26 protein-coding genes are annotated in these 25977 nt (G+C 71.5%); 14 read left to right on the top strand and 12 right to left on the bottom strand.

What is annotated here, in order from left to right; all coding sequences use genetic code 11:
• Positions 1 to 94 precede the first annotated feature (94 nt).
• Entirely contained in the window at positions 95 to 664 is a 570-nt protein-coding gene (locus tag RTA_RS20195; protein ID WP_013901010.1) for a c-type cytochrome, read from the top strand.
• Between the two features lie 4 nt (positions 665 to 668).
• On the opposite strand, the gene RTA_RS08650 is transcribed toward RTA_RS20195, so the two are convergent.
• Genes RTA_RS08650 through RTA_RS20965 form a run of 3 tightly spaced genes read right to left on the bottom strand, consistent with a single transcriptional unit; the run spans position 669 to position 1787 of the window.
• Positions 669 to 896, bottom strand: coding sequence for a DUF3820 family protein (locus RTA_RS08650; RefSeq protein ID WP_013901009.1), 228 nt, complete (start codon positions 894 to 896; stop codon positions 669 to 671).
• Positions 893 to 1618: a pseudouridine synthase gene (locus tag RTA_RS08645; protein WP_013901008.1), complete on the bottom strand. Its 726-nt coding sequence runs from the start codon at positions 1616 to 1618 to the stop codon at positions 893 to 895. Before RTA_RS08645 ends, RTA_RS08650 begins: the two co-directional genes overlap by 4 nt.
• A gap of 19 nt (positions 1619 to 1637) precedes the next feature.
• Positions 1638 to 1787: a hypothetical protein gene (locus tag RTA_RS20965; protein WP_158307827.1), complete on the bottom strand. Its 150-nt coding sequence runs from the start codon at positions 1785 to 1787 to the stop codon at positions 1638 to 1640.
• A gap of 212 nt (positions 1788 to 1999) precedes the next feature.
• Between RTA_RS20965 and RTA_RS08640 the strand changes: the two genes are divergently transcribed.
• The 3 genes from RTA_RS08640 to RTA_RS08630 all read left to right on the top strand — a co-directional run bounded on the left by RTA_RS08640 (position 2000) and on the right by RTA_RS08630 (position 4219).
• A complete protein-coding gene (locus tag RTA_RS08640; protein ID WP_013901007.1) occupies positions 2000 to 2221 on the top strand; it encodes a hypothetical protein in 222 nt (73 codons plus the stop codon).
• A 116-nt stretch (positions 2222 to 2337) separates the two neighbouring features.
• Positions 2338 to 2778 carry a hemerythrin domain-containing protein gene (locus tag RTA_RS08635; protein ID WP_013901006.1) on the top strand — a complete coding sequence of 147 codons (441 nt, stop codon included), beginning with the start codon at positions 2338 to 2340 and terminating at the stop codon, positions 2776 to 2778.
• A 43-nt stretch (positions 2779 to 2821) separates the two neighbouring features.
• Positions 2822 to 4219 (top strand): family 43 glycosylhydrolase, encoded by a 1398-nt coding sequence (locus RTA_RS08630; RefSeq protein WP_226986133.1) that lies wholly within the window; start codon positions 2822 to 2824, stop codon positions 4217 to 4219.
• Between the two features lie 5 nt (positions 4220 to 4224).
• On the opposite strand, the gene RTA_RS08625 is transcribed toward RTA_RS08630, so the two are convergent.
• Entirely contained in the window at positions 4225 to 5415 is a 1191-nt protein-coding gene (locus RTA_RS08625) for an aminotransferase-like domain-containing protein (protein ID WP_143763053.1), read from the bottom strand.
• A gap of 211 nt (positions 5416 to 5626) precedes the next feature.
• Here RTA_RS08625 and RTA_RS08620 point away from each other — a divergent pair, with 211 nt between their 5' ends.
• Positions 5627 to 6982 carry a fimbria/pilus outer membrane usher protein gene (locus RTA_RS08620; RefSeq protein WP_013901003.1) on the top strand — a complete coding sequence of 452 codons (1356 nt, stop codon included), beginning with the start codon at positions 5627 to 5629 and terminating at the stop codon, positions 6980 to 6982.
• Positions 6983 to 7088: 106 nt separating this feature from the next.
• The gene (locus tag RTA_RS08615; RefSeq protein ID WP_013901002.1) at positions 7089 to 7961 is read left to right on the top strand and encodes a YihY/virulence factor BrkB family protein; all 873 of its coding nucleotides are present in this window, start codon (positions 7089 to 7091) and stop codon (positions 7959 to 7961) included.
• Here RTA_RS08615 and RTA_RS08610 read toward each other — a convergent pair.
• Positions 7956 to 8765, bottom strand: a complete 810-nt coding sequence (locus RTA_RS08610; RefSeq protein ID WP_013901001.1) for an IclR family transcriptional regulator domain-containing protein — start codon at positions 8763 to 8765, stop codon at positions 7956 to 7958. The genes RTA_RS08615 and RTA_RS08610 overlap by 6 nt on opposite strands.
• 110 nt (positions 8766 to 8875) lie before the next feature.
• On the opposite strand from RTA_RS08610, the gene RTA_RS08605 reads away from it, so the two are divergent.
• The 8 genes from RTA_RS08605 to RTA_RS08570 all read left to right on the top strand — a co-directional run bounded on the left by RTA_RS08605 (position 8876) and on the right by RTA_RS08570 (position 17259).
• On the top strand, positions 8876 to 9844 hold the full coding sequence (locus RTA_RS08605; protein ID WP_013901000.1) for a Bug family tripartite tricarboxylate transporter substrate binding protein: 969 nt from the start codon (positions 8876 to 8878) through the stop codon (positions 9842 to 9844).
• 24 nt (positions 9845 to 9868) lie between these two features.
• On the top strand, positions 9869 to 11098 hold the full coding sequence (locus RTA_RS08600) for an aromatic ring-hydroxylating dioxygenase subunit alpha (RefSeq protein ID WP_013900999.1): 1230 nt from the start codon (positions 9869 to 9871) through the stop codon (positions 11096 to 11098).
• A 2-nt stretch (positions 11099 to 11100) separates the two neighbouring features.
• Positions 11101 to 11568 carry an aromatic-ring-hydroxylating dioxygenase subunit beta gene (locus RTA_RS08595; RefSeq protein WP_013900998.1) on the top strand — a complete coding sequence of 156 codons (468 nt, stop codon included), beginning with the start codon at positions 11101 to 11103 and terminating at the stop codon, positions 11566 to 11568.
• Positions 11569 to 11575: 7 nt separating this feature from the next.
• The gene (locus tag RTA_RS08590) at positions 11576 to 12514 is read left to right on the top strand and encodes a PdxA family dehydrogenase (RefSeq protein ID WP_013900997.1); all 939 of its coding nucleotides are present in this window, start codon (positions 11576 to 11578) and stop codon (positions 12512 to 12514) included.
• Positions 12515 to 12527: 13 nt separating this feature from the next.
• Positions 12528 to 13559, top strand: coding sequence for a 2Fe-2S iron-sulfur cluster-binding protein (locus RTA_RS08585; RefSeq protein WP_013900996.1), 1032 nt, complete (start codon positions 12528 to 12530; stop codon positions 13557 to 13559).
• A gap of 10 nt (positions 13560 to 13569) precedes the next feature.
• The gene (locus RTA_RS08580; RefSeq protein ID WP_041675217.1) at positions 13570 to 15294 is read left to right on the top strand and encodes a thiamine pyrophosphate-requiring protein; all 1725 of its coding nucleotides are present in this window, start codon (positions 13570 to 13572) and stop codon (positions 15292 to 15294) included.
• Positions 15295 to 15337: 43 nt separating this feature from the next.
• The gene (locus RTA_RS08575; RefSeq protein WP_013900994.1) at positions 15338 to 16324 is read left to right on the top strand and encodes a Bug family tripartite tricarboxylate transporter substrate binding protein; all 987 of its coding nucleotides are present in this window, start codon (positions 15338 to 15340) and stop codon (positions 16322 to 16324) included.
• Positions 16325 to 16518: 194 nt separating this feature from the next.
• Positions 16519 to 17259, top strand: coding sequence for a DUF8692 domain-containing protein (locus tag RTA_RS08570; protein ID WP_143762934.1), 741 nt, complete (start codon positions 16519 to 16521; stop codon positions 17257 to 17259).
• A 3-nt stretch (positions 17260 to 17262) separates the two neighbouring features.
• Here RTA_RS08570 and RTA_RS08565 read toward each other — a convergent pair whose 3' ends face one another.
• From RTA_RS08565 to RTA_RS08535, 7 genes are all read right to left on the bottom strand, one after another.
• The gene (locus RTA_RS08565; RefSeq protein ID WP_013900992.1) at positions 17263 to 18873 is read right to left on the bottom strand and encodes a gamma-glutamyltransferase family protein; all 1611 of its coding nucleotides are present in this window, start codon (positions 18871 to 18873) and stop codon (positions 17263 to 17265) included.
• Positions 18874 to 18883: 10 nt separating this feature from the next.
• Positions 18884 to 19852, bottom strand: a complete 969-nt coding sequence (locus tag RTA_RS08560) for a tripartite tricarboxylate transporter substrate binding protein (protein WP_041675215.1) — start codon at positions 19850 to 19852, stop codon at positions 18884 to 18886.
• A 471-nt stretch (positions 19853 to 20323) separates the two neighbouring features.
• Entirely contained in the window at positions 20324 to 21304 is a 981-nt protein-coding gene (locus tag RTA_RS08555) for a tripartite tricarboxylate transporter substrate-binding protein (RefSeq protein WP_013900990.1), read from the bottom strand.
• Positions 21305 to 21349: 45 nt separating this feature from the next.
• Positions 21350 to 22705 (bottom strand): MmgE/PrpD family protein, encoded by a 1356-nt coding sequence (locus RTA_RS08550; RefSeq protein ID WP_013900989.1) that lies wholly within the window; start codon positions 22703 to 22705, stop codon positions 21350 to 21352.
• A 15-nt stretch (positions 22706 to 22720) separates the two neighbouring features.
• The gene (locus RTA_RS08545; protein ID WP_013900988.1) at positions 22721 to 23899 is read right to left on the bottom strand and encodes a CaiB/BaiF CoA transferase family protein; all 1179 of its coding nucleotides are present in this window, start codon (positions 23897 to 23899) and stop codon (positions 22721 to 22723) included.
• A complete protein-coding gene (locus RTA_RS08540) occupies positions 23899 to 25068 on the bottom strand; it encodes an acyl-CoA dehydrogenase family protein (protein WP_013900987.1) in 1170 nt (389 codons plus the stop codon). The genes RTA_RS08545 and RTA_RS08540 overlap by 1 nt, the downstream gene beginning before the upstream one ends.
• A gap of 19 nt (positions 25069 to 25087) precedes the next feature.
• Positions 25088 to 25975: an HTD2 family dehydratase gene (locus RTA_RS08535; RefSeq protein WP_013900986.1), complete on the bottom strand. Its 888-nt coding sequence runs from the start codon at positions 25973 to 25975 to the stop codon at positions 25088 to 25090.
• Between the last annotated feature and the right edge of the window lie 2 nt (positions 25976 to 25977).

Below are 25977 nucleotides of genomic sequence, written 5' to 3'. Positions count from 1 at the left end.
GCCCTGGTGGTGGTAGGGCGCCTCCACCGTCGATCAGGAACGGCCTACACGGCGGCGGCTGCAGGCCGGCGAAAAAGCAGGGATGAAATCGCGCATGCCCAAGACCCTCGCCACGCTTTCCGCCGCTCTCGCCGCCCTGGCCCTGCTCGCCGCCTGTGGCCAGCAGGAGAACGGCGGCTCCCAGTCGCAAGGTGCCACCTCGTCCGCGACGCCGCGCCCGGGCGGCGGCGCGGGCGGCACCGACAGCGGCAACACTCCCGGGACCGTCGCCTCCGGTACGCCCGCCGCCCCGCCCCAGGCGGCGTCCGCCGCCCCCGGTACCGTGCCCCAGGGCCAGGGCACCAACCCCACCTCCGACGGCACGCCCGCACCCTCGGCCAACCCCGCGGTGACCATGGGAGCGGGGCCCGACAACGCCGGCATGTCCGTCTACATGAAGGCCTGCGCCGCCTGCCACGGTGCCGGCGTGGCGGGCGCCCCGCGCCTGGGCGACAAGGCCGACTGGGGACTGCGCATCCAGCAGGGCATGAACGTGCTGTACCAGCATGCCATCCAGGGCTACACCGGCAAGAAGGGCGTCATGCCGCCCAAGGGCGGCTTCGCCAACCTGTCCGACGCGGAGGTCAGGCAGGCGGTGGACTACATGGTCGCCCAGGGGCGGTAAGGATTCAGGTCGCGCCGGGCCGCAGCGGCTGCAGCAGATGCCGCAGCCCGTTGTGGTCGATCTCCAGCATCAGCGCGAGCAGGCGGCCCAGCTCGCCGGGCGGGAAGCCCTGGCGGGCGAACCAGGCCAGGTAGGCGCCGGGCAGGTCGGCGATGACGGTGCCCTGGTACTTGCCGAACGGCATCTCGCGCGTCACCAGCAGCTGCAGCAGGTGGGCATCGAAGGCGTTCATCGGGCGAATGCAGGAATGTCCGCCGTGAGGAGGCTCCACTCCTTCCCGCAGGCCGCCTCGATCCGCAATCCTCCGGGCAGCTCCACGCTCGCCGCATGCAGCCACAGCCGCTGCTCGCCCAGCCACGCCGCCACGGCCCGGTTGTGTGCGCCCTTGCCGTGGGTGGTGTCGCCCACCCGCGGATGTGACAGGTGCTTGAAGTGCCTGCGGATCTGGTGGCGGCGTCCGGTCAGGGGCGCCGCCTCCACCAAGGCGTAGCGGCTGGTGGGGTGGCGCCCGTCGACGCGGAAAGGCCAGTCGAAGCACGCCAGCCGGCGAAAGCGCGTGGCGGCGGCCAGGCGCGGCTGGCCGGCCGAAGGCAGCTCCGGGTCGCGGGCGAGCGGGTGGTCGATCTCGCCGGACTCGGGCGGCCAGCCGCGCACCAGCGCCAGGTAGCGCTTGGCCACCGCCCCGCTTTCGAAGGCGGCGCCCCAGTGCCGGGCGGCCTGCGCGGTCCGCGCGAACAGCAGCACGCCGCTGGTGGCCTTGTCCAGACGGTGCAGCGGGAACAGCCGCTCGCCCCGCTGCTGCTCCAGCAGCCGCAGGGCGGTGCGCTCCTCGTGGGCGTCGAGCGCGCTGGGGTGCACCAGCAGTCCCGGTGGCTTGGCCATGGCGACCAGGTCGGCGTCGAGATGGAGCACGGCCAGCGGCTGCGGGGCTGCGCTCGGGTCGGAAAGCGTCATCCCGGCAGCTTAGCCACCTTCAGTGCGCCACGCGCTGGTAGCGCTCGACCTGGCACTCGTAGGAAGCCTCGGAGCTGGCGCAAGGCGAGGCGGTGGCGGAGGCACCCTGCGGGACGCCTGAGCAGGCGGTCACGGCGAGAAGGGCGACGGTGCTGAGAATCCTGGTCATGTCCACGTTCCCGTCGAGTCGACTTTCTCCCACCCCATCGGTCGAGCAGCGCCTGCAAGCGGGCACGCGCCGCCTTGATGCAATCGCGGTGCCGGGAAGGGACCCGGCATTAAGATGGTTCCTTCGCCCAGGGGCATTTCGATAGCTGTTGGCCCCGGGGATCTCGCCCCTGCTCCGACAGGAGCGGGGCTCTTTTTGCAGCGGACAAGAAGATGCCCGAGAAATACGCCGAGCTGATCGCCGCCTGGAAGGGGGCGGCTGCGCGCGCCGAAAGCGCCCAGAAGGACTTGAACGCGGCCTACGCCAGATTCTTCAACGGCTCCGGGCCGGAGCCCACGTTGGAGGAGCGCGACCGCCTGCGCAACCTGACGTTGGAAGAGCAGCAGTGCCTGGAGCGCGCGGCCACCTACCTGCGCACCGGCAAGCGGCTCTAGCGGCTGGGGCCCGGCTTCCTGACACGGCCGGACCATCGGCGCCGGCCTACAGACGCGACCCGCGGCCGGCTCAATGATGGTCCGCATCCGACCATCCCACCCCGCAGGAGACCCCCATGGCCCAGGATGCGATTGACTTGCTCGATGCCGACCACCAGCGCGTCGAAACCCTTTTCCGCGACTACCTGTCCGCCGGCAGCGACGCGGCGGCGAAGGCCGACCTCGCGCAGATCATCTGCATGGAACTCACGCTGCACGCAGCGCTGGAGGAAGAGCTGTTCTATCCGGCGTTTCGCGAAGCCACGAAGGACGAGAAGCTGGTGCAGGAAGCCCGCGATGAGCACGACCAGGCCAAGCAGCTGATCGCCCAGGCCGAAAGCACCGATAACCTCGACGCCCTCGTGGCCGAGCTGCAGCGGACCGTCCAGCACCATGTGATGGAAGAGCGGCTGCAGATCTTCCCGAAGGCGCGGTCGGCCGGCCTGGACCTGGCCGCGCTCGCCACCCGGCTCGAAGCGCGCAAGGCCGAGCTGGTGGCCAGCCTCCAGGAAGCTTGAACTGCTCGTCGCCGCAGCAGCAGCCCCGTTCCCGTTCTCGGTCGTGATCGAGGGCGCGGGAGCGGACGCGCCATCGCGGACCCTCAGGATCTCGGGCCGGGATCCTTCGTCCGGAACCTGGCGCACGCATGAATACCGGCTCCCCGACACCACGCACGGCGCCTATCTCGACCTGTACGCGACCATTGCGGGGGATTTCGGAACCTGCGTCCCGAGAAGTCGGCGTGACGCGGGATCCGCCTCATCACGGACGCGCTATGAGGCGCTGCTCACGCAACCGCTGTCCGCGCAGATACGGTATGGCTACGGGGACCCTGCCGTGCTGCAGGTGCCGGATTCGCCACGGACCGGATCGGCCGGAACGTACTACCTCGTCGTCACCTCCAACGACGCCCCGGACTCGTTTCCGGTCCTGCGCTCGCGTGATCTCGGGCAATGGGAGCTGGCGGGCTTTGTCTTTCCCGAAGGTGACAAGCCCGGATGGGCGCTGGATGGCGAAGGGCGAAGCGATTTCTGGGCCCCGGAACTGCACCACGTGGGAGGCGAGTACCTGGTGTTTTTCGCGGCGCGGGCCAAGGACGGTGGCGAACTTGCCATCGGCGTGGCCAGGTCTTCCACGCCCTGCGGACCCTTTGTCGCCGACGAAAAGCCCCTGGTCGCCGATGGCGTGATCGACCCCCATGTGCTCGTCGAACCTGACGGGAAGGCGTACCTGTTCTGGAAGCACGATGCCAACGACCGCTGGCCCGCGCTTCTCGCCGACCTGCTTCACAGGCATGGCGAGCTCACCGTCGGCCTGTTCCCCGACCTCGCGCGCCAGAGAACGGCGTCGCTTTGCCAAACCCTCTGGCCCTGGATACGGACGCTGCCGCCCATGGAGCGGTTCCTGGCGCTGCAGCCTCTCGTGGAAGCCGTGACTTCCGACTTCCTGCCGTTCCAGCAGCGCCTGGGAGGCCTGGTGCAGGCCGGCATGCGGCAGCAGGCCGTGAGCATCGCTCGTGACGTGCTGGAAGCCATGCGCACGCCGATCCATGGTCAGCGACTTGCGCCGGACAGCCGTTCCCTGACGGGCCCGCGCGAGGTCGTGCTGATGAACGACCGCGGTTGGGAGGCGCACCTGGTCGAAGGCGCCTGGGTGGCGCGTCACGGGCGCAAGTACTACTTGTTCTACGCAGGCAACGATTTCACCACGGCTGACTACGGCATTGGCGTCGCGATCTCCGACTCGCCGCTCGGCCCGTATGCCAAGCTCGACGGTCCGCTGCTCACGTCCACGCCGCAGTGGTCAGGCCCGGGCCATCCGTCCGTCGCCAACGGATTGGACGGCCAGCCGCAGCTCTTCCTGCATGCGTTCTTTCCAGGCCGCACCGGCTACAAGGAGTTCCGCGCGCTCCTGACCGTGCCTGTCGCGTTCGAATCCGATCGGGTGGTGCTTCGGTAGGCGAACTACAAGGCCTTCTTCAGCCGCGCCATCCCCTCGTCGATCCTCCCCACGTCCGCCGTCGCGAACGACAACCGCAGCGCGCTCGCGTCCGGTTCCGTTGCGAAGAACGGGGCTCCCGGCACGAACGCCACGCCCTGCTCGATCGCCCGCCTGGCGAACTCGCCGGCGTCCTGGATCCTGCCGCCCGCGCCGGTCAGCCGCGCCCAGAAGAACAGGCCGCCCCGGGGCTGCGTGAACTCGATCGCATCCCCCAGTTCGCGCTGCAGCGCATCGCCCATCGCCTGCGCCCGCTGCGCATAGGCCCGCCGCACTTGCCGCAGCGTGCCCGGCATGCGGCCGCTCTTGAGGTACTGCGCCGCGGTGGCTTGCGCGAAGGTGCTGGTGTGCGCGTCGCTGAACTGCTTGCACATCACCGCCTTGCCCAGCAGCTCGTGCGGGGCGATCAGCCAGCCCACCCGCAGGCCGGGGGACAGCACCTTGGACAGGCTGCCGCAGTGCACCACCAGCTCGCGGCTGCCGGGCACCTCGTTCGTCAGTGCCAGGATGGACGGCGGCGGCGCCTCGCCGAAATACAGGTCGCCATAGGGATCGTCCTCCACCACCAGGGTCTGGTACTTCACCGCCAGTTCCAGCACCTTGCGGCGCCGCTCCAGGCCCAGCAGCGCGCCGCTGGGGTTGCCGAAGGTGGGGATGAGGTAGACGAACTTGGGCCGGTGCTGTGCCATCAGCTGCTCCAGGCTGTCGGTCTGCACGCCATGGGCGTCGATGGGTGCGCTGATCACCTCGGCGCCGTACAGGCGGAAGCACTGGATGGTGGCCAGGAAGGTGGGGCCTTCCACGATCACCTTGTCGCCCGGGTCCACCAGGGTCTTGCCCAGCAGGTCCAGCGCCTGCTGGCTGCCGGTGGTGACGACCAGACCCTCGGGTCCGATGTCCCTGACGCCCTTGGCGCGCATGAAGGCGGCCAGCTCGGTACGCAGCGGCTCGTAGCCTTCGGTGGCGCCGTACTGCAGCGCGCCGCCCGGTTCCTCGGCCAGGGCCTTGGCGCTCGCCTGGCGCAGGCCCTCCACGTCGAACATGGCGCTGTCGGGGAAGCCCCCCGCGAAGCTGATGATGCCGGGCTTGCCCAGCAGCTTGAACAGCTCGCGGATGGCGGAGGTTTCGACATTTTGCAGGCGGCGGGCCAGGGGCAGTGTGGACATTGGCGGGAGATGGAAGGAACGGGCAACTGCCTATTGTGGCTGCGGAAGAGTTCACAGTCTTCCATTCGTTACACCCAAACACCGCCTGGGGCTTGGATCGGCAGAGCTACATCGCTACCATGCGTCTAGCTCAGCCGAGCCTGCGCGACAGCGGGCCGGCTCTCTTGCCCCGCACCAGCGGGGGAGCGAGAGAGGAGAAGCCATGCCGTACCCCGCCTCCACCCGCCCTGCCCTGCAGCCGTGCACGCGCCGCCTGTCGCCGTGCGCCGTGCTGGTGGCCGCGCTGGTCGCCAGCCACGGTGTCCTGGCCCAGCCGCTCACGACCCCCGACCACGCCGCGTCCGCCTTGGTGCCCGGCGAGGCCCTGGCCGTCCCGGCCCAGCCGCGCGCGGCCGCCATGCGGCCAGCCCCCGGCCTGGAGATCAACTACGACCTGCTGGCGGAGCCCGGCGCCGCCACCGGCCCCGGCCGGCTGGAAGGCGTGGTGGCCGGCTCGCACGGCCGCCTGCTCACCAGCGTGCTGCTCAACCCCGGCGGGCTGGAGGGCGAGCGCCTGGCCCGGCTGGACACCGCCTGGTTCGGCCCGGGCTCGGCCCCGCTGCCTGCGCTGGTGCTGGGCGACACCTTCGGCAGCGGCGGCGGCTGGAGCCGGCCGGTGCGCTTCGGCGGCCTGCGTTTCGGCCGCAGCGTGATGGTGCGTCCCGGCTATGTCACCGCGCCCCAGCCGGTGTGGGGCACGGCCGCCCTGCCCTCGTCCCTGGAAGCGGCCGGTGTGCAGGAGGCTCCGGCGGGAGGCGTAGCGCCGCCGCCCGCCGCTTTCGCGTTGTCCAGCGGCGCCGGCCAGCCGCAGATCGCCCTGCCCGCCACGGGCATGCCCGCCGTGGCCGGTCGCCAGCCGGCCGTGGGCACGCCCGGCTCCCTGGAGACGGGCGCCTCCGACTACGAAGTGGAAGCCGGGCGCCTGCGCAGCGGCTGGGGCACGGTGGACGACCGCTACGACCAGGGCTACGCGGCCGGCGCGTACCGGCGCGGCCTGGGCGCGGGCTTCACGGCCGAAGCCCGCGGCGAGTGGACGCCCGCGCGCATCGCCGGCGGGGTGGAGATGAGCAGCGTGCTCGGCCCGGCCGGCACGGTGCGCGCCGTGCTGGCGCAGTCCAGCACGCCCGAGCAGTCCGGCCTGCGCTGGGGCATGGGCTACATGGGCAAGGCCGAGGGCATGGGCTGGTCGCTGTCCTGGGACGAGTTCGAGCGCGGTTTCACCCAGCTGGGCGCCGCCCCGGGCGAGGCGCCGCCGCGCGGCCGCATGCAGGCCGGCGCGCAGGCGCCGCTGTGGGGCAAGGCCACGGCCAGCCTGAGCTATACCCACCAGCGCAGCTGGGACGCGCCCGCGGCCGCGGTGCTGGGCCTGGCGGCCAACGTGCCGCTGCCCCTGCACAGCCACGTCGCTTTCCACTACACGCTGCGCCCGGGCGCGCAGCAGACCACGGCCTGGCATCCGGCCTGGCAGGCCGGCATGACGCTGTCGGTGCCGCTGAGCGTGATGGGTCCGGGCAGCTAGAGCGCCGGTGCACGGCCTCCCCAGCCGTGTGACACATGTATCGAACTGGGCTGTAGTCCGCACGGCGGGCGCGCGCGCTGCTATAAAAATTGCAGAGCCGTCCGCCATGATCTCGCCCAAGCACCTGTTCCAACTCTTCGTCAAGGCCGGCAAGGCCTGGGTCGACGACTACGCCGCCAGCATGGGGGCCGCGATCGCCTACTACACCGTGTTCTCGCTGGCGCCGCTGCTGGTGATCGTGATCGCCATCGCGGGCGCGCTGTTCGGCCGCGAGGCGGTGCAGGGCCAGATCGTTACCCAGATGTCAGGCCTGATCGGCCAGGAAGGCGCGAGCTTCGTGGAAGGGCTGGTGGCCAGCGCCAGCGACACCGACCGCGGCCTCGTCGCCGGCCTCATCAGCCTGGTGATCCTGCTGGTCGGCGCGACCACCGTGTTCGCCGAGCTGCAGAGCGCGCTGGACCGCATCTGGCACGTGCCAGAGCGGGACAAGCCGTCCGGCCTCTGGGCCATCCTGCGGGCGCGGCTGCTGTCGTTCGGCCTGATCCTGGGCCTGGCCTTCCTGCTGATGGTCTCGCTGGCCGTGAGCGCGGGGCTGGCGGCCGTCGGCGCCTGGGCCGGCGCCCTGCTGCCGGGCTGGGAGACGCTGCTGCACGGCCTCAACCTGGTGGTGTCGTTCACCGTGTTCACCCTGCTGTTCGCCATGATCTACAAGCTGCTGCCGTCCACGCCCATCGCCTGGCGCGACGTGTGGGTGGGCGCCGCGACCACGGCGGTGCTGTTCGAGATCGGCAAGCTGCTGATCGGCCTGTACCTGGGCAAGAGCGGCGTCACCGAATCGTTCGCCGCGGCCGGCTCGCTGGTGGTGCTGCTGGCCTGGGTGTACTACGCCGCGCAGGTGTTCCTGCTGGGTGCCGAGTTCACCAAGGTGTATGCCGACGAGCGCGGCTCGCGCTCGCCGGCACGCGCGCCCGCCTCATGAGAACAGGCGCGATGCCAGCGTGTCGCGCGCCCTGCGCAGCGCCGGCAGGAAGGCGTCGCTGAATTCCTGCAGCGTCATGCGCTCGGCGCGCACCGCGATGCTCATGGCGGCCACGGCCGCGCCTTCGCGGTCGTACACCGGCACCGCCATGGAACGCACGCCGATCTCCAGTTCGCCGTCGTTGCCTGCCCAGCCCTGCTCGCGGCAGCGCGCCACCAGGGCGGTCACCTCGTCGGCCTGCCACACGGTGCGCGGCGTCAGCGGCCGGCGCGGCATGGCGCGGATGCGGCGCGCCGCCTCGGCCGGCGGCAGGCTGGCCAGCAGCACCCGGCCGGTGGCCGAGCAGTAGGCCGGCAGCCGCGCCCCTATCCCCAGGCCGGTGGACAGGCTGCGCCGCGCCGTGGACCGCCCGATGATCAGCGCGTCGTCGCCCACCAGCTGGGCCAGGCTGGCGGACTCGCGCGTGCGCTCGCTCAGGGCGTCCAGCAGCGGCTGGGCCAGCTGGGGGATGGGCCGCGAGGCCAGGAAGGCGTGGGCCACCAGCAGCGCGCGCGGCGACATCCAGAAGCGCTTGCCGTCGCTGTCCAGGTAGTCCAGCGCGTGCAGGGTGCGCAGCGAGCGCCGCGCCGAGGCGGGCGAGCTGCCGGTCAGGCGCGCCGCATCGCTCACGGTGAGCCGGCTGGCCTGGCGGCTGAAGCAGGTCAGCACCTCCAGGCCCTTGTGCAGCGCGGTGACGAAATCCTTGCTGCCAGGCTCGGCGCGCCCGCCTGGCTGAGCGGATGGGGCCGGGGCGTTTTTGCGCATCGCGCAATTCTGCCTTGTGGCCGGCCGCGCTGCGCCCGACACTGCGGCCACGGCGCGTGACTCTCTCTCTCTCTTCTCTGCGCGCCGTCCACGACACAGGAGACAAGCCCATGACCTCTCGCCGCAGCCTGCTGCTGGCGACGGCCGGCGCCGCCTTCGCGGCGCCCGCCCTCGCCCAGCAGCCCCCGCCCAGCAAGCCCGTGCGGCTGATCGTGCCGTTCCCGGCCGGCGGCACCGCCGACGTGCTGCCGCGCATCCTGGCCGAGAAGATGCGCGACGCCTACCCGGCCGGCCTGGTGGTGGAGAACAAGTCCGGCGCCGGCGGCAACATCGGCGGCGAGCTGGTGGCGCGCAGCGATCCGGACGGCACCACCTTCCTGGTGTCGCCGCCCGGGCCCATCGCCATCAACCACCACCTGTACAAGGCCATGCCGTTCGACCCCACCAAGTGGGTGCCGGTGACGGTGCTGGCCACCGTGCCCAACGTGCTGGCGGTGAGCAACAGGCTGCCGGTCAAGGACGCGGCCGAGTTCGTCGCCTACCTCAAGGCCAACCCCGGCAAGGTGAGCTACGCCTCCCAGGGCAACGGCTCCACCTCGCACCTGACGGCCAACCTGTTCATGCAGCTGACCGGCACCCAGATGATCCACGTGCCGTACAAGGGCACGGCGCCGGCGCTGGTGGACCTGGTGGGCGGCAACGTGGACGTGTTCTTCGACAACATCAGCTCCTCGGCCACCTTCCACACCGGCGGCAAGCTGCGCGTGCTGGCCGTGGCCGACGAGCAGCGCTCGCCCGCCCTGCCCCAGGTGCCGACCTTCACCGAGGCGCGCCTGCCGCCCATGCAGGCCGTGACCTTCTTCTCCATGGTGGCGCCGCCCGGCATGCCGGCCGCCGCGGTGGACCACATGCACAAGGCCGTGGCCCAGGCCCTGGCCCTGCCCGACGTGAAGCAGCGCTTCCAGGACCAGGGTGCCGAGCCGCGCGGCTGGTCGCCCGAGCGCACCGGCAGGTTCATCCGCGGCGAGTCGGACAAGTGGAGCCGCGTCATCCAGAGCTCCGGCGTCACCGTCGACTGAGTTTTCCTTTCGCGAGCCAAGCACATGCAGGAACACACCATCGCGTGGAAGGGCCCCGGCCTGACCCGCATCCCCTTCGCGCTGTACAGCGACGCCGCCACCGCGCGCGCCGAGCAGCAGCGCATCTTCCGCGGGCCGACCTGGAACTACCTGTGCCTGGAGGCCGAGCTGCCCGAGGGCGGGAGCTTCCGTACCACCTTCGTGGGCGAGACGCCGGTGGTGGTGGTCAAGGACGACGACGGCGAGGTCTATGCCTTCGAGAACCGCTGCGCGCACCGCGGCGCGCTGATCGCCCTGGAGAGATCGGGCAAGGCCGAGAGCTTCCAGTGCGTCTACCACGCCTGGAGCTACAACCGCCAGGGCGACCTGACCGGGGTGGCCTTCGAGAAGGGCGTCAAGGGCCAGGGCGGCATGCCGCCGCAGTTCTGCAAGGAGGAGCACGGCCCGCGCAAGCTGCGCATCGCCGTCTTCTGCGGCCTGGTGTTCGGCAGCTTCGACGACGAGGTGCCGCCCATCGACGAGTACCTGGGGCCGCAGATCTGCGAGCGCATCGAGCGCGTGCTGCACAAGCCGGTGGAGGTGATCGGCCGCTTCACCCAGGCTCTGCCCAACAACTGGAAGCTGTACGTGGAGAACGTCAAGGACAGCTACCACGCCAGCCTGCTGCACCTGTTCTTCACCACCTTCGAGATCAACCGCCTGTCGCAAAAGGGCGGCGTGATCGTGGACGAGTCGGGCGGCCACCACGTGAGCTTCTCCATGATCGACCCGGCCGCGGCCGACGCCTCGTACAAGGAGCAGGGCCTGCGCTCCGACACCGAGAACTACCGGCTGAAGGACCCCAGCCTGCTGGCCGGCTTCGCGGAGTACGACGACGGCATCACGCTGCAGATCCTGTCGGTGTTCCCGGGCTTCATCCTGCAGCAGATCCAGAACTGCCTGGCGGTGCGCCAGGTACTGCCCAAGGGCCTGGACCGTTCCGAGCTGAACTGGACCTACCTCGGCTACGCCGACGACACGCCCGAGCAGCGCACGGTGCGGCTGAAGCAGGCCAACCTGGTGGGGCCGGCCGGCTTCATCTCCATGGAGGACGGCGCGGTGGGCGGCTTCGTGCAGCGCGGCATCGCCGGCGCGCGCGAGCTGGACGCGGTGGTGGAGATGGGCGGCGACGGCGCCGCCTCCGGCGAGGGGCGCGCCACCGAGGCCTCGGTGCGCGGCTTCTGGAAGGCGTACCGCGCCCGGATGGAGGCATGAGCATGGCCGTCGACCTGCTGGCCATCGCGGCCTTCAACGCCGCCTATGCCCACGCCATCGACAGCGAGGCGCTGGAGCAGTGGCCAGGCTTCTTCACCGCCCGCTGCCACTACCGCATCACGCACGTGGAGAACGAGCGCGAGGGCCTGCCGGCGGGCATCGTGTACGCCGACTCGCGCGCCATGCTGGAGGACCGCATCGCCGCGCTGCGCGAGGCCAACATCTACGAGCGGCATCGCTACCGCCACCTGCTGGGCCTGCCGCTGGTGGACAGCGCCAGCGCCGACGGCGCCGTCGCGCGCACGCCCTTCATGGTGGCGCGCATCATGCACACCGGGCAGGCCGAGCTGTTCGCCACCGGCGCCTACCGCGACCGCTTCGTGGTCGAGCAGGGCCGGCTGCTGCTGGCCGAGCGGGTGGCGGTGTGCGACAGCACCGTCACCGACACCCTGATGGCGCTGCCGCTGTGAGCCGCCCATGACCCGCCGCATCGCGCTCTCCGTCGGCGACCCGAACGGCATCGGGCCGGAGATCGCGCTGCAGGCGCTGGACGCGCTGCGCGGCGACGGGCGGCTGCAGGTGACGCTGTTCGGCCCGCCGCCGGTGCTGGCTCGCGCGGCCCGCACCCTGGCGCTGGAGCGGCTGCTGCACGACACCCCGCTGCGCCCCGCCGGCGAGCTCGGCGCCGCCGCCGCCCAGCCGGGCCGGGTGCATGCCGAGGCCGGCGCCAGCGCGGTCGCCTCGGCCAGCGCCGCCATCCGGGCCTGCCAGGCCGGCGAGTTCGACGCGGTGGTCGCCGGCCCGCACCACGAAATCGCCATCCACCAGGCCGGCATCCCCTTCAGCGGCTACCCCTCGCTGCTGGCGCGGGTGTGCGGCCAGCCCGAGGAGAGCGTTTTCCTGATGCTGGTGGGCGGCGGCCTGCGCATCGTCCACGTGACGCTGCACGAGAGCGTGGCCACGGCGCTGGCGCGCATCACCCCGCAGCTGGTGATGGCGGCCACGCTGGCCGGCGTACGCGCCTGCCGCCTGCTGGGCGTGGCCGCGCCGCGGGTGGCGCTGTTCGGCATCAACCCGCACGCCTCGGAAGGCGGCCTGTTCGGCCCCGAGGACGGCGAGCGCGTGGTGCCGGCGGTGCTGCAGCTGCAGGCCCTGGGCCTGCCGGTCACCGGTCCGCAGGGTGCGGACGTGCTGCTGGCCGAGCGCCGGCACGACCTGTACGTGGCCATGCTGCACGACCAGGGCCACATCCCGGTGAAGCTGCTGGCGCCGCAGGCCGCCAGCGCCGTGTCCATCGGCGCCGGGGTGCTGCTGGCCAGCACCGGCCACGGCAGCGCCATGGACATCGCCGGCACCGGCACGGCGCGGCCCGACGCGCTGCTGCGCAGCCTGCGCCTGATGGCCGGCATCGCCTAGCAAGGGACAACCGATGGCCCACGACATCCGCATCGCCGGCACCGACCTGCACTTTCCCTGCGAGTCCGGGCAGAACCTCCTGGACGCCGCGCTCAAGGCCGGCATCGAGATGCCCTACTCCTGCCGCAAGGGCGTGTGCGGCAACTGCGCGGGGGCCGTGCCGTCCGGCCCGGTGCACTCGCCGCCCAGCGAGGTGGCGCCTGCGGGCCAGCACCTGTTCTGCCAGTGCGTCCCGCTGGGCGACCTGGAGATCGCGCCGCCGGCCTGGCACCGCGCCGAGCCGGGCGCGCGCAAGACCTTCGCCGCCAAGGTGTACCGCAACACCCGCGCGGCCGATGACGTGAGCGTGCTGCAGCTGCGGCTGCCGCCGGGCCAGCGCGCCAGGTTCAAGGCCGGCCAGTACCTGCAGCTGGTGCTGCCCGACGGCAGCCGTCGCTCGTACTCCATGGCCAACCCGCCGCACGAGAGCGACATGCTGCAGCTGCACGTGCGCCACGTGCCGGGCGGGCGGTTCAGCGCCATCGTGGCCGGTCTCGAGCCGGGCGAGGTGCTGCAGCTGGAGCTGCCCTTCGGCAGCTTCGAGCTGCGCGAGCAGGCCGGCGCGCCGCTGCTGTGCGTGGCCGGCGGCACCGGCTTCGCGCCCGTCAAGTCGCTGCTGGACGACCTGGTGAAAAAGCGCGTGCGCCGCCCGGTGACGCTGATCTGGGGCGGGCGCAACCGCGCCGGGCTGTACCTGCTGGGCGCCGTGGAGCGCTGGCGCCTGCAGCTGCCCGGCTTCAGCTTCCTGCCGGCGGTGGAGGACGCAGCCGATGCGCAGGCTCTGGGCGGCTTCCACGGCCGGGTAGACCAGGCCCTGCTCGCGCACTGCCCTTCGCTGGCCGGCTGGGAGGTCTACTGCTGCGGCGCCCCGGCCATGGTGGCCGCGGTCAGGCAGGCCTGCGTCGCCGGGCGCGGGCTTGCGCCGCAGCGCTTCCACAGCGATGCCTTCGTGCCCGGGCCGGCCGCCGCCGCGCCCGACACCTTACCCGCCCCACCCCAAGCCTGAACCGCCAGCCATGCCACCCACCCCCTCTTCCCCCACGGCCGCGCGCCGCCTGCTCGAAGAGGCGGCGCGGATGGGCGTGGACTGCCTCTTCACCAACCTGGGCAGCGACCACCCGGCCTTCATCGAGGCCTTTGCCGCCCTGGACGCCGAGGGCGCGGCCATGCCCCGGGTCATCGTCTGCCCGCACGAGATGACGGCGCTGAGCGCCGCCCACGGCCATGCCATGCGCAGCGGGCGGGCGCAGATGGTGCTGGTGCACGTGGACGTGGGCACGCAGAACCTGGGCAGCAGCATCCACAACGCCGCGCGCGGCCGGGTGCCGGCCATCGTGGTGGCCGGCCTGTCGCCGGTGACCGTGGGCGGGGGGCGCGCCGGCGCGCGCACCGAGTTCATCCACTACACGCAGGACACCCCGCGCCAGCACGAGATCGTGGGGCCCTACGTCAAGTGGTCCTACGAGCTGCGGGCCGGCGAGATGGTGGACCAGGTGCTGCTGCGCGGGATGCAGCTGGCCTGCACCGAGCCGGCCGGCCCGGTGTACCTGACCGGCGCGCGCGAGGTCTGGGAGGAGCCGGCCGCCGCGCCGGCGCAAGCCCTGCCCGATTGGGCGCCGGCGCGCGGCGCGGGCCTGCCGCAGGAGGCCGCGCGGGACCTGGCGCAGGCCCTGTGGGGCGCGCGGCGGCCGCTGGTCATCACCAGCTACCTGGGACGCCAGCCGGAGGCGGCCGCCCTGCTGGCCGAGCTGTCCTCGCGCATGGGCCTCGCGGTGTCCGAGGTGAACCCGCAGTACGTGAACTGCCCCGGCGACCATCCCAACCACGTGGGCTACCGCCGCAACGCGCTGCTCGACGAAGCCGACCTGGTTCTGATGCTGGACGTGGACGTGCCCTGGATCCCCGGCCAGGCCGCGCCGCGGCCGGATGCGCGGCTGTTCCACATCGACTGCGACCCGCTCAAGCCCGGCCTGGGCTTCTGGCATTTCCCGGCCGAGCGCCGCTGGCAGGCCGACAGCCTGGCGGTGCTGCGGCAGCTGCTTGACCTGCCCGTGCTCACCGGCGGCGTCGGACGGGCGCAGCGGGAAGCCTGGATCGCCGATGCGCGCGGCCGGCTGGCGCTGCCCGACCTGCCCGCCGCGCCCGACGGCGGCATCAACCTGCAGCAGCTGAGCGAAGCCGTGGCCCGCCTGGTGGGCGAGCGCACCGTGGTGCTGTTCGAATCGCCCACCGCCACCGAGCGCGTGCTGCACACGCTGCGCATGGCGCGGCCCGGCAGCTACTACGCCAACGGCGGCAGCGGCCTGGGCTGGGGCATCAACGCCGCCATCGGGGTGAAGCTGGCCGACCCGCAGGCCGAGGTGATCACCCTGGTGGGAGACGGCAGCTACGTGTTCGGCGTGCCCAGCAGCACCTACTGGGTGGGCGAAACCTATGGCGCGCCGCAGCTCACGGTGGTCTTCAACAACGGCGGCTGGAACGCGCCCAAGGCCTCGACCCTGCTGGTGCACCCGCAGGGCACCGCCAGGCAGCGCGACCGCTACTGGACCACTACCACCGCCCGTGCCCGCCTGGCCGACATCGCCGCGGCGGCCGGCGGCGCGGCGGCCTTCCGGGTCAGCCGCGCCTCCGAGCTGGATGCCACGCTGCGGCAGGCGCTGGAGACGGTGCGCGGCGGCCGCAGCGCGGTGGTCGACGTGGTGCTGCCGCCGATTTCCGGCCAGGTGCTGGGCCCCCCGTGAAGGCCGCGCCGCCGCCTACGATCCCAACCAGGAGACAAAGAGCATGGACACCAAGCGAACCTTCCTCGCCGCGGCGCTGCTGGCGGCGGCCGGCCTGGCCGGCGGGCCGGCCGCCGCGCAGGACGCGGCCGCGGCCTACCCCGGCCGGCCGATCCGCATGATCGTGAACTTCCCGCCCGGCGGGACGGTGGACGTGCTGACCCGCACCGTGGCGCAGAAGCTGTCCGAGCGCTGGGGCCAGCCGGTGCTGGTGGACAACCGCCCCGGCGCCGGCGGCAACATCGGCGCGCAGGCGGTGGCCGCGGCCGAGCCGGACGGCTACACCCTGCTGGCCACGCCGCCGGGCCCGCTGGCCATCAACCAGAACCTGTACCGCGACATGCGCTACGACCCGGCGGCCCTGGTGCCGGTGGTGCTGATGGCCAGCGTGCCCAACGTGATCACCGCGCGCGCCGACCTGCCGGTGAACTCGGTCAAGGAGCTGGTCGCCTACGCCAGGGCGCATCCGGGCAAGGTGACCTACGGCTCGCAGGGCAGCGGCTCCACCTCGCACCTCACGGGCCAGATGTTCGCCACCATGACCGGTACCGAGCTGGTCCACGTGCCCTTCAAGGGCGAGGGCCCGGCGCTGACCGAGCTGCTGGGCGGCCGGGTCGACCTGTTCTTCGGCAACGTCTCGGCGGTGCTCAAGTTCCAGCAGGCCCGGCAGGTCAAGCTGCTGGCGCTGGCCTCGCCGCGGCGCGGTTCCATGGCGCCGGAGGTGCCCTCGGCGGTGGAGGCGGGGCTGCCGGATTTCGTGGCCTCGGCCTGGTTCGCCATCGCCGCGCCGCCGGGAACGCCAGCGCCCATCGCCGTCAAGCTGAACGCCGCGGTGCTCGAGGTGATGAAGATGCCGGACGTGCAGCAGAAGTTCGCGGCCCAGGGCGCCGAGGTGGTGGGCGGCACGCCCGCCGACATGACCGCCTTCGTCGAGGCCGAGCGGGCCCGGTGGAAGAAGGTGATAGTCACCGCCAACGTCAAGGTCGACTGAGTCATCCGCGGCGGCAGGGCTGGCCGACTGCTCTTCTACGGCTGAGTAAGGTGCCGGACCTGCCGGAAAAATTTCACGGCTGATGAACCACACCGGGCTGTCCTGACCGATACTTGCCAACCGCTGCTGATGTTACTGTTATGTCACAACTTGCATCGCCCGTTGCCACGAGCTTGTCGCACGCATCCCCCGTGATGCACGCGCCACCCACCGACGCGGGGCGGGCCCCCGCATCGATGTTCATGTCCATCAACGTGGCCGCGGTGCTGCGGGCCCTGGGACTCGCGGCGGCGGGCCTGGTGTTCCTGCACATTCTGGTGGTGCTCACCTACCTGGCCGACTGGTCGCTGCCGGGCGTGAATCGCTTCTACCTGGACCAGGAAGGCAACGTGCCCACCTGGTTCTCCTCGCTCCTCTTGCTCATCAGTGCGCTGCTGCTGGGCCTGATCGCGGGGCTCAAGCAGCGCGCCCGGGACCGCTTCCACGCCCAGTGGCTGCTGCTGGCGCTATTGTTCCTCGGCTTGTCGCTGGACGAATCCGCCAGCTTCCACGAGGTGCTGATCAATCCCATGGTCAAGGCCTTCGACCTGCGGGGCGTGCTGCGTTTCGGCTGGGTGATCGCCGGCGCGCTGTTCGCCGTGGCCGTGCTGCTGTACTACCTGCGCTTCCTGGGCAGCCTGCCCGCGCGCACCCGGGCCCTGTTCCTGGTGTCGGGCGGGCTCTACGTGCTGGGTGCCGTGGGCATGGAGATGGTCGGCGGTTACTTCTTCATCGAGCCGGAAACCGCCGGCATCGCGGGTGCCGACCTGGTGCCCTACATGGTGGCCATGACCCTGGAGGAGACGCTGGAGATGACCGGCATCCTGGTGTTCATCCACACCCTGCTGGACTACCTCAAGTCCAGCTCCCCGGTCATCCTGCTGCGGGTCGGGTAAGTTTCAGAAGCCGGCCACCAGCCCGTCGCGCCGCGGGTCGCTGGCGCAGACGTAGCCCTCCACCTTCGGGTCGCCGGCACGCCAGATGAACTGGCCGGCGCCGAAGTCCTGGTAGCTGTCGTTGATGACCTCGACACGGTGGCCGCGGGCCATGAGCTCCTGCACCGTGGCCTTGTTCATCTGCTGCTCGACGTTGATCTCCAGGCCGGCGTTGAAGCGCCAGCGTGGCGCGTCGCAGGCGGCCTGCGGGTTCTGGCCGTAGTCGATCATGCGCACCAGAGTCTGCAGGTGGCCCTGCGGCTGCATGTTGCCGCCCATCACGCCGAAGGACATGACCGGCTGGCCTTCCTTGGTCAGGAAGGCCGGGATGATGGTGTGGAAGGGCCGCTTGCCCGGCGCGACCTGGTTCGCGCCCGGCTCCAGGCCGAAGCCGTGGCCGCGGTTCTGCAGGCTGATGCCCCAGCCGGGCTCCACGCAGCCGGAGCCGAAGCCCATGTAGTTGCTCTGGATGAAGCTGACCATCATGCCGTCCTGGTCGGCCGCGGTCAGGTAGATGGTGCCGCCCTGGACCGGGTTGCCGGCCTGGAAGTCCTGCGCCTTCCTCGGGTCGATCAGCTTCGCCCGGCTCGCGAGGTAGGCGTCGTCCAGCATCTGCTCGGTCGTGACCTCCATGGCCGAACGCTCGGCCACCCAGCGGTACACATCGGCAAAGGCCAGCTTCATCGCCTCGATCTGCAGGTGCTGCGAGTCGGCGCCGTCCACCGGCAGCGAGCCCACATCGAACCTGTCCAGGATGCCCAGCGCGATCAGGGCGGCGATGCCCTGGCCGTTGGGCGGGATCTCGTGCAGCGTGTAGCCGCGGTAGTTCTTCCGGATGGGCGTCACCCACTCCGGTTGGAAGGCGGCGAAGTCCTGCGCCGTGTGCACGCCGCCGTTCTCCTGGCTGAAGCGCGCCAGCGCCTGCGCGATCTCGCCGCCGTAGAACGCCTGGCCCCGGGTCTGCGCGATGGCGCGCAGGGCGCGCGCAGCCGCCTTGAACTGGAACAGCTCGCCCACCTGCGGCGCGCGGCCCCAGGGCAGGAAGCTCTGCGCGAAGCCCGGCTGGCCGCCCAGCTCCGGCGTGGCGGCGGCCCACTTCTGCTGCACCACCACCGGCAGCAGGTAGCCGCGCTCGGCGATCTCGATGGCCGGCTCCATCAGGTCGGCGAAAGGCAGCTTGCCATAGCGCTCGGACAGCGCCGCCCAGGTGCCTACCGCGCCCGGCACGCTGACGGAGTCGATGCCGCGCTTGGGCGGCTTCTTCGCGTCCGCGCCGTACTTCCTGCGGAAGTACTCCGGCGTCCAGCCGGCGGGCGCGCGGCCCGAGCCGTTGATGCCCTGCAGCTGGCGGCCGTCCCACAGGATGGCGAAGGCGTCGCTGCCCAGGCCGTTGCTCACCGGCTCGCAGATGGTCATGGCGGCCGCGGCGGCGACGGCGGCATCGACCGCGTTGCCGCCCTTGCCCAGCATGCGCAGGCCGGCCTGCGCGGCCAGCGGGTGCGAGGTGGACACCACGTTGCGCGCGAAGACCGGCAGGCGCGCCGTCGGGTAGGGATTGCTGAAGTCGAACTGCATGGAGGCGCTTTCAGTCGGCGGTGAGCTTGCGCTCGTCGATGATCTTCTTCCACTTGGCGCGGTCGGCCTGCGCCATGGCGGCGAACTGCTGCGGCGTGCCGCCCACCGGCTCGATGCCCAGGCGCGCCAGGCGGTCCTTCACGTCGGCTTCCTGCAGCGCCTGGTCGATGCCGGTGCTGATGCGGTTCACGATGTCCGCGGACAGGCCCCTGGGCCCGTACAGGCCGAACCAGGTGACGGTCTCGTAGCCCGGCACCGTCTCGCTGATGGCGGGCAGCTCGGGCAGCAGCGGCGAGCGCCTGGCGCCGGTGATGCCCAGGGCGCGCAGCCGGCCCTCGCGCACGTGCGGCAGGCCGCTGGGCAGCGAGTCGAACAGCACGTCGACCTTGCCGCTCACCAGGTCGGGGATGGCCAGTGCCGTGCCGCGGTAGGGGATGTGCACCAGGAACAGGCCGGCCTGGGCCTTGAAGTATTCCGTCCCCAGGTGCACCACGGTGCCGTTGCCGCTGCTGGCGTAGTTGAGCCGGCCGGGATTGCTGCGGGCGTGTTCCACCCACTCCTTGACGGTCCTAGCGGGCGAGCTGTTGGGTACCAGCATGATGCTGGGCGCGTTGCCCACGTGCGAGATGGGCGTGAAGTCGGCCACCGCGTCGTAGGGCACCTTGCCGAAGCTCGAGCCGATGCTGTGCGTGCTGCTGGTGGCCAGCAGCAGCGTGTAGCCGTCGGCCGGCGCCTTGGCCGCGATGTCCGAGCCGATGGCGCCGCCGGCGCCCGGCTTGTTGTCCACCACCACGGTGGTGCCCAGCTTCTCGCCCAGCTTCTGCGAGACCGCGCGGGCGAAGATGTCGGTGGCGCCGCCGGCCGGGAACGGCACGACCAGGCGGATCGGCTTGTTGGGGTAGCTGGCGGGCTGGGCCCAGGCCGGGGCCAGCGCGCCGGCCGCAGCGGCCAGCACGAGGGAGCGACGGGAGTGTTTCATGGGCGGATTATCGGAACGGGGATGTCAAGGCAAAAGCGAATAATGCTTTAGGCAGGATAAAGGTTGGCTTTACTGTTAAAGGCCGGAGCAATGGTGGGTGATGGCCTGCTTAGAGGGCTGTAGGAGCTGCTCGCCTTCCCCCCTTCTCCCCCCCGCCCCTCTTCGCCCCCGCCGGGGCGAAGGGGGACGCGCTTCGATGCGGGCAGGCTCGGAACCGCTGGCCGCGCAAAGCGCTGGCCAGGACGGGACAGCCTTCGTGCCTCGGCACGAGCCAGCCGCGCTTGCGCGCTGGCTCGCGGCTCCGAGCTGGTCCGGCAGCCATCCCTAGGACTGCAGCGCCTGGGCCGTGGTGCGCCGCGCAGGTGGCGACGGTTCCCGGTAGCTGCGTAGCCGGCGCGACGCAACCAGATCAAAGCTCCCCTCTTCGCCCCGGCGGGGGCGAAGAGGGGCGGGGGGAGAAGGGGGGAAAAATCAGTCGGCGTAGACGCCGGCCTTGCGGATCACCGGGCCCCACTTGGCGATCTCCGCCTCCAGGTGGGTCTTCAGGCCGTTGGGCGTGATCTTGTCCATGGGCGGCACGTCCGAGCTCAGGTCCTTCAGGCGCTGCGTGACCATGGGGTCCTGCACGGCGGTGCGCAGCGCCGCGTTGATCTTCTCGATCACCGGCTGCGGCGTGCCCTTGGGCGCGTACAGGCCATGCCAGACCTTGACCTCGAAGCCCTTGAGGCCCTGCTCGTCCAGCGTGGGCACGTTGGGCAGCGCTTCCAGCCGCTTGGGCACCGTGACGCCGAACACCTTGACGCGGCCATCCTTGATCAGCGGCACGGTCTGGGTGGTCTGGTCGCACAGCAGGTCGACCTGGCTGCCCAGCAGCGCGTTCATGGCCGGGCCGGTACCGCCGAAGGGCACGGTGGTCAGCTCCACGCCCATGGCGCTCTGGAACAGCAGGCCGCACAGGTGCGACACGGCGCCCAGGCCGGCGTTGGCCAGCGAGACCTTGTTGCCCTCGCGCTTGAGGTGCGCCTGCAGCTCCTGGAAGTTGCTGGCGGGGAAGTCCTTGCGCGCCAGCAGGGTCATGGGCACGTCGACCACCTGGCCGATGTACTCGAAGTCCTTGAGCGGGTCGAACTGCAGCTTCTTGTACAGGGCCGGCGCGGTGGACATGCCCATGTGGTGCAGGAAGACGGTGTAGCCGTTGGGCTGGGCGCGCGCCACCTTGGTCGCGGCGATGGTGCCCCCGGCGCCCACCGCGTTCTCCACCGTCACCGGCTGGCCCAGGGCCTTGCCCATGGGGATGGCCAGCATGCGCGCCACCACGTCGGTGGGCCCGCCGGCGGCGAAAGGCACCACCAGCGAGATCGGCCGGTCGGGCCAGGCCTGTTGCGCGCCGGCGCCCAGCGAAAAGGTGGCCAGGCCGGCCAGCAGCACGTGCTTGAGCTTGAGGGGGGTCATTTTCTGTCTTCCTAAGGGGTCGTTTGGAAACCGGATGGTGCGCGATCAGGCGGCGGCTGGCATCAGGCGTTGCACCGATGGCGCCTGGGCGATGCCCCACAGCCGGTCCAGCGCCGAACGCATCTCGGCCGCGGTCGCGGCCCCGCTGTACTCGGCCAGCCGCAGGGCCTTGGCGTTGATCTCCTCACGGCTGAGCGTGTTGCCCGGGTCGCCCTTGGGCTCGTCCACGCGGCCGCGCAGCACCCGGCCGTCCGTGGTGCGCACCGTGACCTTGCCGATCCAGCGGCGCGGGTAGGCCTGGTCGACCTCCGCATCCAGCTCCATGCGCACGCGTTCGCGCAGGGCCTGGACGGCCGGATCCTGGAAATGCCGGTCGAACTCGCCCAGGCCGGCCTGGCCATGGCGCGCCACCAGCGCCAGCACCGTGCCCATGGAGAACTTGCTCTGGTGCACCGTGGCGGGGCGCACCACCGGCCCCAGCACGTCGATGGCGCCCTGGTGCACGTGGGTCACCACCTCGGCGATGTCGGCCGGCTGCAGGCGGTGCTCGCGCATCACGGCCAGCAGTGCGTCGGCGGCCGGGTGCGTGTGCCGGCAGGAGGCATGGAACTTGAACGAGGTCTCGGCCGTGGCCCAGCGCGTGCCCAGGCCGTCGGCCAGGCGCGCCGGGTCCGCGTCGCTGGACATGCCGGCAGCCAGGCCCTGCGGGCCTTCCAGGATCTGCGCGGCGCCGGTGAAGCCGTCCCTGGCCAGCCAGGCCGACATCAGCCCGGCGCCGGCGGCATGCGCCGTGTGCAGCTGCTTGGAATCGGCGGCCGTGCGCAGGAACTCCCACAGCCCGGCCGACTGCGTGCCCGCCGAACCGAAGGCATGGCGCATCTGCGCCGCATCCAGGCCCAGCAGCTGGCCGGCGGTGGCGGCGGCCGCCAGCGTACCGGCCGTGCCCGTGGTGTGGAACACCTTGTAGTGCGAGCGGCCCAGGAACTCGCCGACGCGGATGCCGACCTCGTAGCCGGCCACCGCCGCCGTGAGCAGCCGCGCGCCGCTGGCGCCCAGGGTCTGGGCCGCGGCCAGGGCCACCGGGAACACCACGGTGGCCGGGTGGAACACCGAGCCGTTGTGCACGTCGTCCTGCTCGGCCACGTGCGAGGCCGCGGCATTGGCCATCGCCGCCAGGTAGGGGCTGGCGCCGCTGCGGTGCACCAGGATCTCCGACGGGCCGGCGCCGCCGCCCATGCCTTCCGCGAAGCGCACGATGGATTCCACCGGCCGCGCGCCCTTGCCGGCCAGGGCCGAGCCGAACCAGTCGACCAGCAGGTCCTCGGCCTTGCGGACCACGGTATCGGGGATGTGCTCGAAGCGCAGCTGCGCGGCGAAGCCGGCGAGTTGCTCGGTGCTCATGGGGGTGTCCTTCCTTCAGATGGCGCGGCTGCCCTGCAGCGTGCGGATCTGGGCCTCGCCCAGCCCCAGCTCGCGCAGGATGGCCTCGGTGTGCTGGCCGACGGCCGGGATGGCGTCCATGCGGTAGTCGAAGCTGCTGTTCACGCCCGGCGGCAGCAGGGCCGCGAGCGGGCCGGCCGGCGAATCGACCCGGGCCAGCCGGCCGCGCGCGGCCAGCTGCGGATGCGCCCAGACCTCGGCCATGCCGTTCATGCGCGCGTTGGCGATGCCGGCCTCGTCCAGCCGCGCGATCACCTGGGCGGCCGTCATGCCGCCGAAGGCCTCCAGGATGAGGGCCTTGAGCGCCTCGCGGTGCTCGTTGCGCCGCGCGTTGCTGGAAAAGCGCGGATCGTCGGCCAGCGCCGGCTGCAGCAGCACCTTGTCGCAGAACAGCTTCCACTCGCGCTCGTTCTGCAGGCCCAGCATCACCGTGCCGCCGTCGCCGGCGGCGAACGGGCCGTAGGGGTAGATGGTGGCGTGCGAGGCGGCGCTGCGCGGTGGCGGCGGCGCGCCCTCGTAGGCGTAGTACAGCGGGAAGCCCATCCACTCGGCCAGGCTCTCCAGCATGGACACGTCGATGTGCGAGCCGCGGCCTGTGCGGCCCCGCTGCAGCAGCGCGGCCAGCACGCTGGTGTAGGCGTACATGCCGGCCGCGATGTCGGCGATGGAGTTGCCGGACTTGCAGGGCTCCTCGGGCGTGCCGGTCACCGACAGGAAGCCGGCCTCGCTCTGGATCAGCAGGTCGTAGGCCTTCTTGTCGCGGTACGGCCCGTCGCCGCCATAGCCCGAGATGTCGCACACGATCAGGCCCGGGTGCTGCGGGGACAGCTCGGCGTACGACAGGCCCATGCGCGCGGCGGCGCCGGGCGCCAGGTTCTGCACCAGCACGTCGGCGCGCCCGACCAGCTGCTTGAGCGCGGCCAGCGCGGCGGGCTGCTTGAGGTCCAGCGTCAGGCTTTCCTTGGAGCGGTTGACCCAGACGAAGTGCGAGGCCAGGCCTTTGGTGCGCTGGTCGTAGTCGCGGGCGAAGTCGCCGCCGCCGGGCCGCTCCACCTTGATCACGCGCGCGCCCAGGTCGGCCAGCTGGCGTGTGCAAAAAGGCGCGGCGATCGCATGCTCCAGCGACACCACGGTGATGCCATCGAGCGGGCGCATCAGAAGCTCCTGGGCAGGCCCAGCAGGTGCTCGGCCACGTACGAGTAGATGAGGTTGGTGGAGATGGGCGCCACCTGGTACAGCCGGGTCTCGCGGAACTTGCGCTCCACGTCGTATTCGCAGGCGAAGCCGAAGCCGCCGTGCGTCTGCAGGCAGGTGTTGGCCGCTTCCCAGGAGGCCTTGGCCGCCAGGTACTTGGCCATGTTGGCCTCGGCCCCGCAGGGCCGGCCGGCATCGAACAGGCTGCAGGCCTTGAAGCGCATCAGGTTGGCGGCCTCGGTCTCGATGTAGGCGTCGGCGATGGGGAACTGCACGCCCTGGTTCTGGCCGATCGGACGGTTGAACACCACGCGCTCGCTGGCGTAGCGCCGCGCCTTGTCGATGAACCAGTACGCGTCGCCGATGCACTCGGCCGCGATCAGGGTGCGCTCGGCGTTCAGGCCGTCCAGGATGTACCTGAAGCCCTGTCCTTCCTGGCCGATCAGGTTCTCGGCCGGGATCTCCAGGTTGTCCAAGAACACCTCGTTGGTCTCGTGGTTCACCATGTTGCGGATCGGCCGGACCTCCATGCCGCGGCCGATCGCCTGGTGCAGGTCGACGATGAAGATGCTCATGCCCTCGCTCTTCTTCTTCACCTCGGCCAGGGGCGTGGTGCGCGCCAGCAGGATCATCAGGTCGGAGTGCTGGATGCGCGAGATCCAGACCTTCTGGCCGTTGACCACGTAGCGGTCGCCCTTGTTCACCGCCACGGTCTTGAGCTGGGTGGTGTCGGTGCCGGTGGTGGGCTCGGTGACCGCCATGGTCTGCAGGCGCAGCTTGCCGCTGGCGATGCCGGGCAGGTATTGCTGCTTCTGCTGCGCCGAGCCGTGCCGCAGCAGCGTGCCCATGTTGTACATCTGGCCATGGCAGGCGCCGGCGTTGCCGCCGGCCAGGTTGATCTCCTCCATGATGACCGAGGCCTCGGCCAGGCCCAGGCCGGAGCCGCCGTACTCCTGCGGGATCAGCGCGGCCAGCCAGCCGGCCTCGCTCAGCGCGTTGACGAAGGCCTCGGGGTAGCCGCGCTCGTCGTCGACCTTCTGCCAGTAGGCGGAGTCGAAGCCGCGGCACAGCGCGCGCAGCGCCTCGCGCAGCTCCTGGTGCGCGTCGGGGGTGGGGATCTGGGTTTTCATTCGTTCGGAAGCCAAGGGGTCAGGCCAGCGTGGCCTCGGCCTGCATGGTGAGCCAGCCCTCGTGGTCGCTGGCCCACAGGGCCACGGACTTCCCGTCGGCGCCCGGCTGGCCGTTGACGCGGAAGGGATGGAGGTCGAAGGTGGGGCGCAGCGCCTTGAAGCTGAAGCTTTTCACGCGGGACTGCGGCCGTTCGCGCCGCACCAGGTCCACCAGCAGGGTGGCGATCAGCGGCCCGTGCACCACCAGGCCGGGATAGCCCTCGGCCTCGGTCACGTACCTGCGGTCGTAGTGGATGCGGTGGCCGTTGAAGGTGAGCGCCGAGTAGCGGAACAGCAGCACGTCGTCCGGCACGATCTCGCGCTGCCAGGGCGCGCCGGCCTCGGCGGCCTGCGGCGGCGGCACCGGATCGCTCGGGCGCGGCGCGGCGCGGTAGACGATGTCGTGCTCCTCCGCGAGCGCCAGTTCGCCGCCGGCGCGCAGCTCGTGCCGCACCAGAACGAACACCAGGTCGCCGGTGCGGCCCGCCTTGTGCGTGACGGACTCGATGCGCGAAGTGCGCTGCACGCTATCCCCCACGCGCAGCGGCCGGTGCCAGTGCAGCCGGCCGCCCGCCCACATGCGCCGCGGCAGCGGCACCGGCGGCAGGAATCTGCCGCGCCGCGCGTGGCCGTCGGGCCCCAGCTCGCCCTGGCGGTGCTGCGGCAGGAAGTACAGCCAGTGCGCCAGCGGCGGCAGCTCGGTGCCGGCGGCGGGCGCCGGGTCGTCGCGGTCCAGCGTGGCCGCGAGGCCGCGCAGCGGCGCGGCGGTGATCTCGTCGGCCAGGGTCTCGGTGCGGCCCTGCCACTGGCGCAGGCTGTCCAGGGTGGCCGCGTCCAGGCCGTGCGCCGGTGAGGATGCGGCCGCCATGC

This window comes from Ramlibacter tataouinensis TTB310, assembly GCF_000215705.1.
Lineage (GTDB): Bacteria > Pseudomonadota > Gammaproteobacteria > Burkholderiales > Burkholderiaceae_C > Ramlibacter > Ramlibacter tataouinensis.
Note: the sequence above shows the minus strand (reverse complement) of the source record. Positions and strands in the feature narration are given on the sequence as shown.